This window comes from Paenibacillus sp. WLX1005 (assembly GCF_046603685.1).
Classification (GTDB): Bacteria; Bacillota; Bacilli; order Paenibacillales; family Paenibacillaceae; genus Saccharibacillus.
The window spans coordinates 3,936,950-3,952,590 of sequence record NZ_CP176756.1; the positions used below are offsets into that span (position 1 = coordinate 3,936,950).

The following is a 15,641-nucleotide window of genomic DNA, read 5'->3' on the forward strand; positions in this document are numbered from 1 at the left end:
GAGAAATAAGCCCACATGCTGAGTGGGCTTTTTCGCATTAAATTATCGACAGCTACGATTGATATAGCGAACTTCTACTTTACACTTCTTCATATTGTAGTTCTAATCTCTATCTAGCATAAATCAGAAAATTTAATCATTGTATATAAATAATATTTTGATTAAAATTCAAATAATGTAATATATTTCATTTAAATTCGGAGGTAACACAATGCTGGAAATCACAGGACAAGATATTAGTTCGTTAAATGATACTGATCTTCGAACTTTGATAGGATTACTTTGCGAAGCAGAACTATATAAAATAAATATTCCAACAATGGGAGTTACATATGGTGGTGATCAAAATGCCGCAGATGGCGGTATTGATGTTCGTGTAGAGGTATTTTCATCATTACATAAAGATGGCTATATACCAAGATCAATTACAGGTTTTCAAGTAAAAAAACCTGATATGCCTAGAGCAGCAATCCTAAAAGAAATGAAACCAGATGGAGAATTAAGAGAAGTTATAAAAGAATTAATACGTAAAAAGGGAGCATATATTATTGTTAGCAGTCAAGGTTCAACTTCAGATACTGCATTAGCTAATCGACGACTGGCTATAAAAGAAGCAATTAAAAAAGACGATACTAAGGGCTATTTAAAGATTGATTTTTATGATCGTGAGCGAATTGCGAATTGGGTACGTATGCATCCTGCTTTAATATTATGGGTACATGATAAAACCGGTAATCCTATTCAAGGATGGAAAGGATTTGGGAACTGGACTCATACAACAGTAAACAACAATAATGAATATTTTTTAGATGAGCATATCCGCCTTTACAATATAGCAAGTAACTCTGTAAATAATGGTTCTTCAATTTTAGATGGTATAAATGGGATGCGAACAATACTTTCTAAACCAGGCTCATCTATTCGATTGATAGGATTATCGGGTGTTGGAAAAACCCGCTTAGTGCAAGCATTATTTGAAAAAGAATTGGGCGAATATGCTCTTAATCCTTCACAAGCATTCTATACCGATTTAGGAGACTCCCCGCTTCCTGACCCACGTAACTTTGCGGAAAGGTTAATAGCACTCAAAAAGCCTTTGACTCTAATCGTTGATAATTGTCCTCCTGATTTACACAAACGACTAACTTCTTTATGTACATCTAGTGGAAGTTTAATTAGCTTACTTACCATAGAGTATGATGTTAAAGATGATCAGCCAGAAGAAACCGAGGTTTTCCGTTTACAACCTTCTTCAAATGGGATAATTGAAAAAATCATTTCAAATCAGTTCTCTCATATAGATAATTCGGGAGCAGAACTTATTGCTAAATTTTCCGGAGGGAATGCGCGAATTGCCATTGCATTAGCAAAAGTTATTGAACGGGACGACGACATCTCAAGGTTAAGAGATAGCGACTTATTTGAAAGATTATTCCAACAAAGAAATACACCAGATAATACGCTTCTTAGAGCAGCTGAAGTTTGTTCATTAGTATATTCATTTAGCATTGATATAAGTGACTTAGAACAAAATGAATTAGCTTTACTTGGATCATTAACTAGTTTAAATGGTAATGATCTATACGCTCAATCAGGAGAATTAAAGCGTAGAGATCTTGTTCAACAACGTGGGAATTGGAGAGCAGTTCTACCTCCTGTCATTGCAAATCGATTAGCTGATAGAGCCCTTCAAAATATACCTTCTACTTTAATTAGTGATGTGTTTTTAAATAAAGGTTCAGACCGGTTGAAACTATCTTTTTCTAAACGCTTAGGCTTATTACATAATTCTGAAATTGCAAAAAATCTTATTGAAGAATGGCTATCGAAAGATGGCTTTCTTGGAAATGTATTAAATTTCAAAGAGTTAGAAGTTCAAATATTTATGAATATTGCTCCAATAAACCCTGCAATCATATTATCAACAATTGAAAGAACTCTTTATGAAGAAAAGCAAACTAGTTTTTTTTCTCGTAAAAAATCCTAATTACGGAAAATTTTCAAGATTACTTAGACATATAGCATATGAAGATTCTTTATTTGAAAGATCGATCGGTACACATTCTTATTATTTTTGCACTATCAGAAAAAGTTAATGAGAATACCGATTCAATACGTAAATTATTGAAATCAATGTTTTATATGTATCTTTCAGGAACACATGCTTCTGCAGAAAAAAAATTAAAAATACTCTCCGATTTAATTTCTTCTGGTCAAGAAAATAAAATTGAATTGGGTTTGCTGTTATTAAGTGCTACATTGGAAGCTTGGCACTTCACGTCATTTTATACTACAGAATTTGGATCTCGTATACGAGATTATGGATGGCAACCAAAATGTGAAGAAGAAATCAGCAACTGGTATGAAACTTTTTTAGAATATATAGTCAAACTAATCAGTTCCAATCATGTTGTAACTCTTAAAGTTAAGTCCATCTTAGCTGAAAAACTAAGAGGACTTTGGAGTAAAGCCCATATGCATAATAAAATAGAAACTGCTTTGAGAACAATTTCATGTAATAGCTCTTGGAATGAAGGCTTAATAGCTAATAGCTAAAAAAGTTTTTTTGAAATTTGATAGTAAGAATATGAGTTCAGATTCAATTCTTAAATTAGAAGAAATGGTGCGTATACTAGAACCTAAAAGTATAGTTGAAAAAATAAAGCTCTATACTCTTTCTGGTAGGAACTTTTACTTAGACTTACTGGAATTTGAAGATGTTCCTGAAAGCTTGAATGCAGGAGTCCAATTATTAGGCAACCAAGCTGCTAATCAAACTACTATACTTGATGAATTGCTACCAGAATTATTAATCGAAAAAGGTTTCAGAATATTTGATTTCGGTAAAGGATTAGCACAAGCAAGTCTATCACCTGAAACTATTTGGAATATTTTACCAGAAGAATTGCAAGCTATATCCGAAACCGAACGTAATCATCAATTATTACAAGGATTTTTAAATGGACTTTTTGAATCCAATCAACAATTATGTGAAGACTATTTAAACGACGCACTTACCAATAAGACTCTTTCTAAAGTTTTCCCATTACTTCAATTAGTGTAGGTATCAATAAAAAAGCAATCGAACGATTAGAACGCTCATTGATAATTGGAGATGCACCGATATGGATATACAGCAATTTAGCATTAGGTAGAATGTTTAATGATATTGATGACGATTCATTAGTCAGTTTATTAAAAAGAATATCCACTAAAGATGATGGAATTACAGTCGCAATTAATATTTTAAGCCTACTGATACATGGGAAGGAGAAAGAAGAAATAAGTAAAAAAATAGCCTTACTAGGACAAGAGCTTATAGTAAGTGTAACTTCCTCAATTTTTTTCAAACGTGATCAAAGATTAGATTACGAAATTTCTGAAATTCTAAAATACTGTTTTGTAGATGAAATAGACCAAAAAAATGCTTTGTTAGTCGCTCAAAATATTTTCTCAGCTTTAGTCAATTCTGATCTTTATACCAGAGACTTAGATGATACTTTAGGAACTCTAGCATCAACTTACCCACTAATTTTCTTAGATACCTTTTTTGGAGAATCAAAAAAAGCTGATGATTATATAGCACTCTCTTTTACCATGAACAATTTAAATTCTTCTTTACATCCTATTTCATTAATAGAAAACTCTATTATTCTTCAATGGTGTAACTCTGATCCAGAAGTTAGACAATTGACTTTAGCTTCAGCTATTACACCATATCAATTCATAGAAGATGAAATTAGCTGGACTCCTTTAGCCATGGATTTAATTGAGAATTCTATAGACCCTATCGCAATATTAGAGAAGCTAAAACGAAAATTCAGACCAATATTTTGGGGTGGTTCAAGAGCAACCGAAATGGAACAATATATTCCATTACTATTACAACTACAAAATAATGTAAATTATATTATTACAGATTGGGCTTCGAAAGAAAAACAAAAATTCCAATCTGAAATTCTTGCTGAAAGAAAATTCGAAAATGAATATGAGAAAAACGCTAATGAACGATTTGAATAGATATAGTTTTACAAAGACTTCTTTATCACTGCCGCACTTTCTCTAAAAAACTATTATAAAATGGACTTATACTTGTACTTTAAACTGTTTTAATTTTGTATAAATAATTTATTTTTGGTAGTCAGCTTGCCCAAATATACTATCGTTGAATCAGATTGGATTAGTTATGAGAAGAATCCCATTGCGACTGGGGAAGAATCATAAAACGACCAAAATACAAAAAGCCTGTTTTTTACGCAGGCTTTTTTATAATTACAATTTTAAACGATATTCCCGAAAGCTCAGGAAAGCTCCCCCCTTGCTTACTCCCTTATTCCCAAAAATACTTCATTTCCCTATACCCTAAATCCCAAACCGCTTCCGTACCTTCAACTGTAATCGTAAGTCTTTTCGCCTTTTCGAAATACCAATGAAATTCCACCGGAGCATTCCCTTGGTATTCCGCAGAGTCGGAGAGTGTTTGCTGTCCGTCTACAGTCAGTTCTATGCTTCCATATGGAGCGCTTGAATCTGCAATTCCATAATTCAAGAAAATATAAACATCTTTACCACCTAGATCATACGTATACGTCGTCTTTTCTCCATGTTTTGCTTTGTAGACATTAAATTGCGGCACAACTTCTTTATCCCCGATTTTGAACGGAGTCAGCGATGCCCGTTGATTAGAATTCCCTTGGCTATCCGTCCATTCATTTAATGCTGTAAATGTTCCCTCCCTTTTCGTCAACATCTCTTCGATCCCTTTACTCATGAGCATCATACCTGCCATCAGTACGACAGCACTTAATATAATTATTCCTACTTTTTTGCAAATAGTAGTACCGCGATTACCTAGTTTGTAGGCTCCATATCCAATCGCTGCTCCCGATGAATTCTGAATGATATCGTTCATGTCGAAGCTGCCGAGTTTAGTGAAACCTTGGATCGTTTCCAAGAAAGTAATACAGAGGATGAATACAATTATGAATCGTACAAATGATAAACGATAGAGCACAGGAATTAGTATACCGAGAGGTATAAAGGCTGCAATATTACCAAAATCCACAAGCTCGATTAGCGACGGAGGGAAAAGGTCAGATATATCTGGCAAGATGTAAAAGCTATTTGGAATCCACATAAAGGTATAGCCATTCGTATCAGTTACATCATCCATTCGATCAAAACCGAAAAACATAAAGTACAGAATGAATATGCTATAGAGAACAAAAATAGGCTGGATTAATCTTCGTATTGTAGTCATGATTCGCTCCTCAATCATAAGATGTTCTGTGCTACTGTTAAGACGATGAACCATGAAGAATTGTATCCATCCTCATATTCCTTCTTCACCTATTGTATTATTGCTTCGATTTAACAGGCTTGGGTAAAAAGTAATCAACCAGAGCGATGATTCAGGACATACGATGTGCTGAATACACATCCTATTTTATTCAACTCATCGACTCGGATATATGCATATGTCGAGAGGAGCAACAATATGAACGTTCAACGGGCACTTATTTCAGGTGCGAGTATTGCCGGGCTTAGTACTGCATTTTGGCTAAGTAAAGTGGGCTGGGAGATTACGATTATTGAACGGGCGCGTACGTTTCGTGACGGTGGGCAGAATGTGGATGTACGTGGGATTGCACGCGATGTTTTGAAGCAAATGGGGTTGGAAGAGCAGGTTCGGAAGCAGACAACTACCGAGAAAGGTACCGCCTTTGTAAACGAAAAAGGTCAGGTTGTCGGTGCTTTTCCGGTAGAGGATTCGGATGGTATGACAGCAGAGCTAGAGATTCTGCGGGGCGATCTGGCGCGTATCGTACTGGAAGCTCTTCCGCCGAGTGTGGATATTCGTTACGGCGACTGGATTGAGCATGTGATCCATCATGACGAGCAGGTTGAGGTTCAGCTGCATTCGGGGCAAACGGAACGCTACGACTTGCTCATTATTGCGGAAGGTGTTCGTTCCAAAACGCGGGATATGTTATTCGGAGACGTTATCTCTCGACGCGAACTTGGGCTGAATATTGCGTACGGGACGATTGAACGGACAAACGAAGACGATCATTGGTGGCGCTGGTATACGTCTACAGGCGGTCGCCAGATTTCCCTTCGCCCGGATAATCGGGGAACGATTCGTGCGATGCTGGCGTTCAAAGATCGCGGCAACAATCTTGCCGCCATGTCTTCTGAAGAAGCTCGCGCTGCATTGCGAGATATTTTTGCCGGAGCAGGCTGGCAGGATGAGCGAGTGATCCACGGATTCGCCACATCGCAGGATGTTTATTTTGATTATTTGACCCAGATTATGATGTCGTCTTGGTCAAAAGGCAGAGTGTGCGTTACCGGCGACGCTGCATGGTGCGTAACTCCGATCGGTGGCGGCGGTTCTTCGCTAGCATTGATTGGCGGATATGTTCTGGCAGCGTTCTTATCACAGGGTACATCTGGCGAATCCACAGACATTCAAGATTGTCTCAACAAGTATGAACAATGGATGCGTCCAATTATTGATAAAGCGCAGCATTTGCCGCCAGGAGCACCGGATTTCTTTTACCCGCAGACCAAGCTGGGAGTTGGGACGATGCAGACGTTTATCCGAATCGCCAGCTTCGGTCCGTTTCGCAAGCTCGCTTCGCGCATCGGTCATGTCGCGCGTACCAAGCAGCAGCTTCCGGAGATACGCATCGTTCAACATACACCGTAAATCAATACGCGTACTTGGTTAGCATGTAGCAATGTCAGATGGACAGGTTCAGCTGAGATCATAAGTAGTGACTATGCATTCAACGTAACCCAACTCTGATTAAATGATATTTGACCGATCTCAAAAAACAAACAATCTTCCCAGTATGAGAAAGGAATGACATCGGTCTTCCGTTCTCGTATCAGGGAGATTGTTTGTGTTGTTGGGACATTAGATTATGGTACGTTTGCTTGTGTACCAAGATGCTCACGATGCTTATATCGCCGTTCTTACCATTTCAACAGAGAGATTCTTATACAAATCTCGTATCATTGAACAGATGGCATAGACTTGTACTCTCTTTGCCATCCTTTTCCTAATCAAGACTTCGTATCGTCTTCGTGCATATCCTTCATCACCTGATCTCGATACTGCTGCCATTTTTGGAAGCCTTTTTCTGGATGATCGGCAAAATCGATAATTCCTTCGCCGTCATCAATTAGCGTCCATCCTGTTTCCTCGTTGATGATCCTTAGTACTTCGATGGCATCATCGCCACCTCTAATATGCAGCATGATACTATCAATCTCTTCCTCCGATCCGATGTTAAATTCAATAAAATAATGCTCACGCTCCAACGTTCCCCAGGCAGAATCTCTAAAATCTCCATCTGGAAATAGCGATCGGAGTCTGTCGATCACGGTATGCTTGCTTCCCAAAGGTATCACTTGATCTTCCGTGATCTCTTCAATGTCCGTAATTTCTCCAGTGATATGCATGATCATAACGTCCCAACTCATATCATTCCCCCTTTCTATATGATTCCTGCGCATCAGATATTGTCTAATACAACCGAAATGGATATGACCGTCAGCTCATATGTAGAGTAGACCCATCATTACAGATCGACTTCCACATTCACCTATCTTCAACCCGCGAGCAACACAGCTGCGATGAAAATCAACTGAATGATCGTTCTCACCAGTAAACCTGTAACTGGCTTACCACCGATCGTCAGTTTCTTTTTCGCTGCAAACACATTGGCAGGAAACATAGCAATCAACAGCACAGCCAAGCCGATCGAAGCTGCTCTGGAAGTAGCATCGAACAGAATGCCAATCGCTCCGGCAATTTCGAGCACACCCGTAATCGTTATGATCCAATCCGGTCTCGGAAATGCAGGCGGAACCATACGAATCATATCGGGACGCTTGCTGCCCCAATGTGTAGACGCCCCCAACAAAAACATGACGGCAACGGCTGCCTGAAGCGAATGTTGCCATTCCTGAAAATGAGAAATACCAACTATGCCCAGACCTTCGAATACGATGAATGACACGATTAACGCGTAAAAGGCAATCATATATATCTCCTTTCGTTTATGTAGTGGTGACGAGTCTATATTTTTGTTGTCAGATTTGGCATCTCAATCCTATCCATTAAGAATGGATTGCAAAATGCTGGATCAGGATCGCTGCTGCCTCGCGCGCGTGCACAGCAGACTGTGGATCAGATTGCAGCATATACGTCGTAATTGCTCCTTCTACTAACAAATACAATGCACTTGCTAGCGCTTCTGGTTGCTTGTAATCCGATTGCTCCACTAGATGCTCGATATACTCACGTAAAATTATTTTATACCGCCGGGTCGCCTCAAAATACGGATGACTGCGATCCAGATATTCCGATGCCGTCTTAATAAACGCACACCCAGTAAAGCTCGGCGCTGCAAACCATTCACCCAGCACATCATACACCGCGAGCAAACGCTCCTGCGACGTATTGCCCTTTTGCTCTACTGAAGACTGAAACCAATCTCTCCACTGCTCATCCTGTCGTTCCAGATACGCCAGCACCAGCTTATCCTTGGACGAAAAGTGGTTGTATAACGTCATCTTCGCAACTTGCGATTCCGCCACCACCTGATCGATCCCAGTCGCACGAATACCCTGTTTATTAAAAAGATCTGACGCCACGCACAAAATCTGTTCTTTTTTGCTTTTATTAACCATCTAACAATCTCCATTCCATGTGCACTTGCATTGATTTATTTTCAACATATACAGACCTGTATACTCATACTAAAGCTGTACGACTAGAATTGCAAATAAAGCACCAAATAAAAACACTTGAAACTATACAGACCTGTATGTATAATTCAAAACGAACAGAATCCTGCAGGTTCTATTTCATATCCTACGATGAGGTGATTGATATGAACGTCCAACACAAGATTGCTGTTGTGCAAGGGTTGAACTTATTTTACCGAGAAGCAGGCAACCGGAATAACCCAACTATTTTACTGCTTCATGGATTTCCGTCCTCTTCTCATATGTATCGCAATCTAATACTGCAACTGGCAGATGATTACCATATTATCGCTCCTGACTATCCGGGCTTTGGCAATAGCGACCAACCGTCCATGACGGAATTTGATTATACATTTGAAGGGATCGCCGAGCTGGTCAATGCTTTTGTGGAGCAATTGAATCTGAAGCAATATAGCCTCTATGTGCATGACTATGGCGCTCCAGTCGGCTACCGATTAGCGGTTATGCATCCCGAACGTGTGCAAGCCATCATCACCCAAAATGGGAATGCGTACGAGATTGGATTAGAGTCGGCATGGGCGCCGATTCAGGCATTTTGGCAAAACCCGGACGATGCTGCTGTTCGTCAAGGTGTAGTGGACCTGTTATCGATTGCGATAACGAAGCTGCAATACGTCAATGGCACACGCAATCCGCAGAGCATCAGCCCGGACAATTGGAACAATGACCAGATTCATCTGGATCGCGAAGGCAATCAGGAGATTCAGCTTGCACTCTATTATGATTATCAGAACAACCTCAAGCAGTATCCGACATGGCATGAATATTTCCGTGAGTATCAGCCGCCTGTATTAGTCGCATGGGGCAAAAATGATATGTTTTTTGGTGTCAAAGGGGCGCTTGCGTATATGGACGATCTGGAAGACGTGGATGTGCATCTGTTGAATACCGGGCATTTTCCGTTGGAAGAAGATTTGGATATCAGCGTGTCGTTGATTCGTGATTTTCTGAAGCGGCGGGTATAAACGATCTAATGGATATAAACTAGATCGGTTTATGTTCAGTAGCTTTGTTTGTAATGTGTTGGTTTATATTGCAACGGTTTCGTTCATGAGGTAGTCATGTTGTTCTTTGATATTTTGTCGATATATGTGACTGTATTCATCATACCTATAGTGAGGACAATGCATTGTATGAGCGTGCATTGTTGCTGCAAAATGTGAATACGCTGATCGACAAGGCTCGAAATGCTAGTATACCGAACAAATAAAAGGAAGAAGCGCTATACATATCGACAGTGCTTCTTCCTTTCTGTGTATATACTTTCCATTTACATATTTAGTAGTGCAATACTATCGCGTATATTCCGGGGACTCCAGCGTCATCGGTTGTGGATTGAGTAACACCCATGCTACAGCAAGCTCGCATAATCTCGCCGGTTCTTCCATACCGTCTCCATTGCGAAGTTGTTTTACGAGCGCTTCTGCTTCTTCCAGCTGGGCATCGCTCAATGGTGTTCCCAGAGTAAAATGATGCAGCAATGCGCGCAGCATTTTACGGAACTCACCATCCCAATTGACGCCACCATTGCCCAGAATTTCGCGAGAGATTTTGCCTGTAATACGAATCACTTCACCCTGTACCGTTTGCGCAGAACCGGTGGATGGAATTAGGAGTCTCCACAGCTCCTCATGCTGATGCTGCCAACCTTGTGTAGATACTGTTATAAGCGATATGCCGTCGTGCATCTGGCGCTTGGCGATGGGAATGATATCAAATAATTCATAGAGACGTGTGAGTGCCTGATCGGTCTGTTCCAAATAGTCTTTATTAAACCCAGCCCGATGAAATTCAAAATCGCTTCCGATTCGCTTAACATCATCTTTCATCGCCGGAGTGATCACAACGCCCAAATCAAGCCACAACGATGCGATCTCTGCCATATCTACAATGTCGCTATTACTGCATTCAGCCAACGCTTTGTCCAGTGCGGTCTGATGACGATTGTTTCTTGCATGGATATTGGCACCTTTTGCAAGCAAGGCGCGAACCGCATCTGGCTTGAACGAACCGTGAGCAGCAAATAGCGGAGTCTCATTTTGGTAATCTGCTGCTTCCGTGTCTGCCCCTAGCTCTAACAACAATGACGTATGCCCGCACCAGCTTCTTGCATGATGATGCAGTGGCGTTCTTCCGTACGTGTCGGTTGCCTGTAGATCCGCTCCCTGTTCGACCAACCAGCGAACCAATTCCGCTGGCACATTGTAAAAACTCAAAGCTGGCTCTTTACTGTAACCGCCTCGCGCATCATATTCGCATTTGGTGAATACTTCTTGTAGTGCGGACAGATCACCTGCTTCAATAAGCTGATCGAAGTGTTTGGGTAATGTTTTTTTCTTTTTGGGCATATGTATGTCTCCTTGCGTTCAGGGTTGATTGTTTCGCTGCTGACTGCTGTACGGTTCTGCTGCGCTCGCTTATTGTATAGAATAGCGATATATTGTTCAATGGATACAATCTAAGCGTGATCCTTGTCGATATAAGTATCGTGTATGTAGGTATAGTATTGTTGTCGTGTCGTCGTCTTGTGGAACGCTTCTATCACAATAGTATAGAGTTTACTCCCAATACTCAAATGTCTGGATGCGTTCTTTGTATTTGATCTATAAAGTGTTGTTCTATTTTTTTTAACTCCTCCTGCATTTTAATGTCATTCAAGTTTTGCTGGTTAGACTCTTTTAAATTCAAATATCGAACCCAACAGCTCATGTTCATATTTTTTAAAATGAAGTTGTGCTTGACGAAGGGAGAATTGATTAGCTCCACCTTCAAAATCAGGATCATAATACTGAAAATCTTCGTCCTCCCAAAAACAAATATCGCAAACAAAATAAGAACCCGGCGGTTCTTCGTCAAGGGTTCTATATCCACAACAGGGACAGATATACATCATGTTAAACCAACTCCTTATTCAAAAACTTGCCGCAATTCAACCTGACCTTCGCCATTCCCCTGCGGATCTGGCATTTTCTTCGCCCATTGAATGGCTTCATCTTTGGATGATACATCGATAAGAATGAAGCCAGCTATGGTATTGTAAGGATCAGTAAAAGGTCCTTCGCTAATCTCAGGGTTGCCACCTGTTTCAGGATAAGACAAACGAATGGCGTTAGAGCTGGGATGAAGTCCTTTTGCCATTACACGTACACCTGCATCCTTCAATTCCTGATTATACCGGTTCATGGCTTCCATCAGCTCTGGACTTGGGAGATGTCCGGCTTCTGAATTTGCCGAAGCTTTAACGATGATCATAAACAACATCTTGATTCCTCCTTTATGTTTAAGTTCGCTTTTTGTGAGAGCGTCTATTTATTATTTAACCTCGATATTAGATGTTGATTACACTAAGGCTTTTGACTCCAAGGTGTTAATGTGCCAACCAGATGATAATTAGAGTCTCCCATGATTCCTTCCATCACTCCACTGGCAATTTCGGTATTGGTCAACCAGCGCGAGCCCGTAGGTTCGATCACGAAGCCAAGCTGAATTTGATAATATGCGTAGTTCTCCGTCTGGTTGATACTCTGCACGTACTTCTCCACATTCGCACCACTGCCCAGCACATGAAATAGCTTCCACTTTTTGCTACTCCTTTGCTTATATGGTTAACGTCTATTGTAAATGTTTCGTAGAAGCAAACTGGTCAATTGAGAATGTATTGCCATCATAACTTAACTTCGTAATAGAACATTCGAATACGAGCTGGCTCTGCTGCAAAATAAAATCAGATCTGAGTTTATTCAATATAGACTCAGGAAAAAAGTTAGTAAGATAATCGGTAATCAGCCCCCCATGCGTAATCATCACAATATTACTACTCTTGGGATATTGATTAATTAACGCCATCAACAATAAAAACAGCCGTTCTCCAGCCTCATGAGCGGAATCACCTATCGGCGGTATATAATGAGGCTCCATCGTGCATCGATCCCACATCTCAACAAATTCTTGAAACGTCTGTTCCGGCAAATCTCCCCAATTCACACGCTCTCGCAGACGCTGGTCTACTTGAACTGCCGCACCAGTTACCTGTGATATATAGGAAGCTGTAGAAATAGCTCTTTGTAGAGGACTTGAGATAAGCGCCGTTATCGGCATATGATCAAAATATTGAGCTGTCTTCTGTGCCTGACTAATACCTTCCATTGTAATATCCACATTCCCTACAGCCTTTTCCTTTACGGCATGACGAACTAGAAAGAATTGCATAGTCATCATTCTTCTCCTTTGACTACATGAGAATTAAATACTTAAAATATGTACGGTATATTTATACTAAGTTTTTTACGATGTGCTGTGTTTCAAATAGCCAAATCTTCACTTTCTTTGATACTTAAATACTCAATATCAGTACAATAAAAATGTATAGCTGCATCCTCATAATCTTCGATCTCATATTTCATTGGATGATAACCATATTTTGTTACATCCTTAATATTAAAACCACTTATGTATGTCAGAATTGCTCTAGACTCAAAATTCAAAGATTCTATACCCGAAAATCGTATACATAACTCATAAGTTATTTCATTTTCTTTAAGCAAAAATGTCACATCAAGTGTAGAAATCGGCTCGAAATATTTGTTGTGAATAATGCGCAAATGAAAATCTGAAATCCATTTTAGTCTATGAATTGCAAAATGACTGATAATAGATTCTATTTCTTCGATCTTCCTGATCATTTTTAAATACTCTCCCTAAAAAACAAATTTTATATATATGATCATTTGCTATTGAGCACTGGCATGTCACAGTGATTGAATATCTAATACACTTCAACCATTTTTTATTATTGCTAGCTCAGTCTATTATTGCATTGGTAATATGTCTAAGTTCAGCAAGATCTTGTCTGAGACTTTCAGCCACCTCGGTCATGTGATGGCGAGTAAAAACGAATGTACTCTGCGTTTTCAGTTGAGGATCTTCAAAAGGAATTTGCTCTGTCCGCCAAGTGATATTTTGTTCTTCATGAAGGACTTCAACATAATACCCGCCACAACCGAAAATGCCGCACGAGCATGTGAATAATGGATAGATGCCCGGACGAAGCAACGTATTGAAGAATTCCTCCACAACCAGTACTTCGTCATGAGCTAGTTTATTGCCATTTATGTATACAAGTAACTTCCGATCAACAACGGAAACCATCTTTCCTTTTACTTTGCTTATGTTTCTGTAGACCCTTTTTTTCTCTACTTGCAGCTCAATAGATAATCTATCGTATTGTAAATGATCATTTTGCTTCTCAGGGAATGGATCTCGTTTACAATATTTAAAATCCATTATTAAATCTCCATTCTTTGTTTACTGTCATGATAACGTAGCGTGTTTGACCTTTTTCGCCATTTCCCCATAGACTCGTTACATAGATGATGTATTGATTCGAATCATTTGGACTTTCCTTCTATACATGTATTACGTATCGCTTGCTCATATTCTTCCCATTCAAACGTAAAAGGGCCTAATGGAATCGAGCGGTTGTCTGCTTCCAGTCTAAAATCTTGCCATATTACCAGATTTCCTTCTCGCTCTACGAATACCGAAATAAAGCCGCACTCCTCGTCTCCACACCAAGCACAAACTAGTAGCGGATAGCGCCAATACAGATATGGATGCATATCGTTCAGTAAAAAGTAATCTACCATTTGCTGCTGATTTTCCTGGACTCCCCAACCAAAACATGGGATGAATTCGTACTTTTTCAGCATATCATAAATGGATATACCATCTATGAGTATGTCGCTAAAATTCGTATTGATCTGTCCTTCTGGCTTGACCTCCCAATCCTGATAACACTTGGATCTTCTGGTTTCGATACGATTGATTTTGCTCATTGTTTACGCACCTTTTTCCAAATTTCTCTTGATATATGTCCAGACATATCATCATCCTGACACATGCCTGTATGTAGAAAATCATAAAAATCTTTTGTTTCTTCATCCATTTCGCCATACGTTTCAGTCATATTGTCCAGCAAGGATTGTTTAAACTCAGCGATCAAATGAGGTACTTTTTTTCGATCAGAAAGTTCATAATGATTACGAATATACATACCAAATGAGAAATGTAGCCCTATTGTTGTATCCATCGCTCTAAGTTTCTCTTTGTTTTCATCGTCTAAATCATGTTCAATAATGTAGTCGATCAATTCATACATAGAATCAATGACTATCTTTTGCGGTCTTCCCATTGATTTTACACCTCTTATATGATTTTAAACTATGGACGAGAAAACAATGAGTTATGTTGCTAACCTGCTTATCCAATATTATCCCTCGTGTACGAATTCTTTGATTTTAGAGATTCGATCTTGTAAACCGTAAGTATTTACTTCTTTGATGACTTCTGCAGAGAAACGTTCAACCCAACTTTGCTTTTCCATCCATATAAAAAAAGATTTAATTCAAATTTTTAATAAAAGCAACGATTCTATTAACCTCCCGAAATCCGATTTTCTTATGAAACTTCTGACTTCCATCGTTATCTAGCTCTGTATCTGAAGCGATCTCACTACAACCTAATGATTTTGCCCAATGCTCGCCTGCTTTCAGTAACTTAGTCGATATACCTTGATGTCGAAATACTTCTTCTACGTAGATTCCTTCTACATAACAGACAGGACTTGAATTTGATCCTTCTACTTAATCGTTTCTAAGAGACACCTGAATAAAGCCTATACTTCTATTATCTACACTTGCTACGTATACGATACTCGTTACCGACTCCAGAATCTCTTTAAACTCTAGCTTCAAGTCAGTCTCTACACTATGCGACCAGAGCTGCATAGCCAGATTTGTTACTTCCTCCAAATTGGATAATGTTGCTTTTTCGATAATCAT

General features: G+C 39.4%; 20 protein-coding genes and 1 pseudogene. 6 read left to right on the forward strand and 15 right to left on the reverse strand.

The genetic code is table 11. The features are described 5' to 3' along the window. The first annotated feature begins 211 nt into the window (after nucleotides 1-211). The 4 genes from ACE3MZ_RS16755 to ACE3MZ_RS16770 all read left to right on the forward strand — a co-directional run bounded on the left by ACE3MZ_RS16755 (nucleotide 212) and on the right by ACE3MZ_RS16770 (nucleotide 4,020). Nucleotides 212-1,987 carry a hypothetical protein gene (locus tag ACE3MZ_RS16755; protein WP_411343274.1) on the forward strand — a complete coding sequence of 592 codons (1,776 nt, stop codon included), beginning with the start codon at nucleotides 212-214 and terminating at the stop codon, nucleotides 1,985-1,987. Between the two features lie 53 nt (nucleotides 1,988-2,040). After that, a complete protein-coding gene (locus tag ACE3MZ_RS16760; RefSeq protein ID WP_411343275.1) occupies nucleotides 2,041-2,556 on the forward strand; it encodes a hypothetical protein in 516 nt (171 codons plus the stop codon). Nucleotides 2,557-2,587: 31 nt separating this feature from the next. After that, nucleotides 2,588-3,064, forward strand: a complete 477-nt coding sequence (locus tag ACE3MZ_RS16765) for a hypothetical protein (protein ID WP_411343276.1) — start codon at nucleotides 2,588-2,590, stop codon at nucleotides 3,062-3,064. 92 nt (nucleotides 3,065-3,156) lie between these two features. Next, complete coding sequence (locus ACE3MZ_RS16770; protein ID WP_411343277.1) at nucleotides 3,157-4,020, forward strand: hypothetical protein; 864 nt, start codon at nucleotides 3,157-3,159, stop codon at nucleotides 4,018-4,020. A 310-nt stretch (nucleotides 4,021-4,330) separates the two neighbouring features. Here the strand turns inward: ACE3MZ_RS16770 and ACE3MZ_RS16775 are convergent, their stop codons facing one another. Continuing rightward, complete coding sequence (locus ACE3MZ_RS16775) at nucleotides 4,331-5,260, reverse strand: VanZ family protein (protein WP_411343278.1); 930 nt, start codon at nucleotides 5,258-5,260, stop codon at nucleotides 4,331-4,333. Between the two features lie 237 nt (nucleotides 5,261-5,497). On the opposite strand from ACE3MZ_RS16775, the gene ACE3MZ_RS16780 reads away from it, so the two are divergent. After that, nucleotides 5,498-6,712: an FAD-dependent monooxygenase gene (locus ACE3MZ_RS16780; RefSeq protein WP_411343279.1), complete on the forward strand. Its 1,215-nt coding sequence runs from the start codon at nucleotides 5,498-5,500 to the stop codon at nucleotides 6,710-6,712. A 359-nt stretch (nucleotides 6,713-7,071) separates the two neighbouring features. Here the strand turns inward: ACE3MZ_RS16780 and ACE3MZ_RS16785 are convergent, their stop codons facing one another. The 3 genes from ACE3MZ_RS16785 to ACE3MZ_RS16795 all read right to left on the reverse strand — a co-directional run bounded on the left by ACE3MZ_RS16785 (nucleotide 7,072) and on the right by ACE3MZ_RS16795 (nucleotide 8,703). Continuing rightward, on the reverse strand, nucleotides 7,072-7,491 hold the full coding sequence (locus ACE3MZ_RS16785; protein WP_411343280.1) for a hypothetical protein: 420 nt from the start codon (nucleotides 7,489-7,491) through the stop codon (nucleotides 7,072-7,074). Between the two features lie 128 nt (nucleotides 7,492-7,619). Continuing rightward, a complete protein-coding gene (locus ACE3MZ_RS16790; RefSeq protein ID WP_411343281.1) occupies nucleotides 7,620-8,054 on the reverse strand; it encodes a DoxX family protein in 435 nt (144 codons plus the stop codon). Between the two features lie 76 nt (nucleotides 8,055-8,130). Continuing rightward, nucleotides 8,131-8,703 carry a TetR/AcrR family transcriptional regulator gene (locus ACE3MZ_RS16795; RefSeq protein ID WP_411343282.1) on the reverse strand — a complete coding sequence of 191 codons (573 nt, stop codon included), beginning with the start codon at nucleotides 8,701-8,703 and terminating at the stop codon, nucleotides 8,131-8,133. Nucleotides 8,704-8,906: 203 nt separating this feature from the next. On the opposite strand from ACE3MZ_RS16795, the gene ACE3MZ_RS16800 reads away from it, so the two are divergent. Next, on the forward strand, nucleotides 8,907-9,767 hold the full coding sequence (locus ACE3MZ_RS16800; protein ID WP_411343283.1) for an alpha/beta fold hydrolase: 861 nt from the start codon (nucleotides 8,907-8,909) through the stop codon (nucleotides 9,765-9,767). Nucleotides 9,768-10,094: 327 nt separating this feature from the next. Here ACE3MZ_RS16800 and ACE3MZ_RS16805 read toward each other — a convergent pair whose 3' ends face one another. The 11 genes and pseudogenes from ACE3MZ_RS16805 to ACE3MZ_RS16855 form a co-directional block, all read right to left on the reverse strand. Continuing rightward, nucleotides 10,095-11,150, reverse strand: coding sequence for an ankyrin repeat domain-containing protein (locus tag ACE3MZ_RS16805; RefSeq protein ID WP_411343284.1), 1,056 nt, complete (start codon nucleotides 11,148-11,150; stop codon nucleotides 10,095-10,097). Nucleotides 11,151-11,470: 320 nt separating this feature from the next. Next, nucleotides 11,471-11,695, reverse strand: coding sequence for a CPCC family cysteine-rich protein (locus ACE3MZ_RS16810; protein WP_411343285.1), 225 nt, complete (start codon nucleotides 11,693-11,695; stop codon nucleotides 11,471-11,473). Between the two features lie 14 nt (nucleotides 11,696-11,709). Next, the gene (locus ACE3MZ_RS16815) at nucleotides 11,710-12,063 is read right to left on the reverse strand and encodes a YciI family protein (protein WP_411343286.1); all 354 of its coding nucleotides are present in this window, start codon (nucleotides 12,061-12,063) and stop codon (nucleotides 11,710-11,712) included. 83 nt (nucleotides 12,064-12,146) lie between these two features. Then, a complete protein-coding gene (locus tag ACE3MZ_RS16820; RefSeq protein WP_411343288.1) occupies nucleotides 12,147-12,365 on the reverse strand; it encodes a hypothetical protein in 219 nt (72 codons plus the stop codon). Between the two features lie 49 nt (nucleotides 12,366-12,414). After that, on the reverse strand, nucleotides 12,415-13,020 hold the full coding sequence (locus tag ACE3MZ_RS16825) for a histidine phosphatase family protein (RefSeq protein WP_411343289.1): 606 nt from the start codon (nucleotides 13,018-13,020) through the stop codon (nucleotides 12,415-12,417). An 83-nt stretch (nucleotides 13,021-13,103) separates the two neighbouring features. Beyond that, complete coding sequence (locus ACE3MZ_RS16830; protein ID WP_411343290.1) at nucleotides 13,104-13,484, reverse strand: hypothetical protein; 381 nt, start codon at nucleotides 13,482-13,484, stop codon at nucleotides 13,104-13,106. A 118-nt stretch (nucleotides 13,485-13,602) separates the two neighbouring features. Next, nucleotides 13,603-14,085, reverse strand: a complete 483-nt coding sequence (locus tag ACE3MZ_RS16835; RefSeq protein ID WP_411343291.1) for a hypothetical protein — start codon at nucleotides 14,083-14,085, stop codon at nucleotides 13,603-13,605. 104 nt (nucleotides 14,086-14,189) lie between these two features. Further along, nucleotides 14,190-14,636 (reverse strand): oxidoreductase, encoded by a 447-nt coding sequence (locus ACE3MZ_RS16840; RefSeq protein WP_411343292.1) that lies wholly within the window; start codon nucleotides 14,634-14,636, stop codon nucleotides 14,190-14,192. Continuing rightward, nucleotides 14,633-14,992 (reverse strand): DUF6794 domain-containing protein, encoded by a 360-nt coding sequence (locus tag ACE3MZ_RS16845; protein WP_411343293.1) that lies wholly within the window; start codon nucleotides 14,990-14,992, stop codon nucleotides 14,633-14,635. Before ACE3MZ_RS16845 ends, ACE3MZ_RS16840 begins: the two co-directional genes overlap by 4 nt. 208 nt (nucleotides 14,993-15,200) lie before the next feature. Then, nucleotides 15,201-15,413 (reverse strand): annotated as a pseudogene (locus ACE3MZ_RS16850) (GNAT family N-acetyltransferase); the annotation flags it as partial. A gap of 30 nt (nucleotides 15,414-15,443) precedes the next feature. Further along, on the reverse strand, nucleotides 15,444-15,641 hold the full coding sequence (locus ACE3MZ_RS16855; protein WP_411343294.1) for a hypothetical protein: 198 nt from the start codon (nucleotides 15,639-15,641) through the stop codon (nucleotides 15,444-15,446).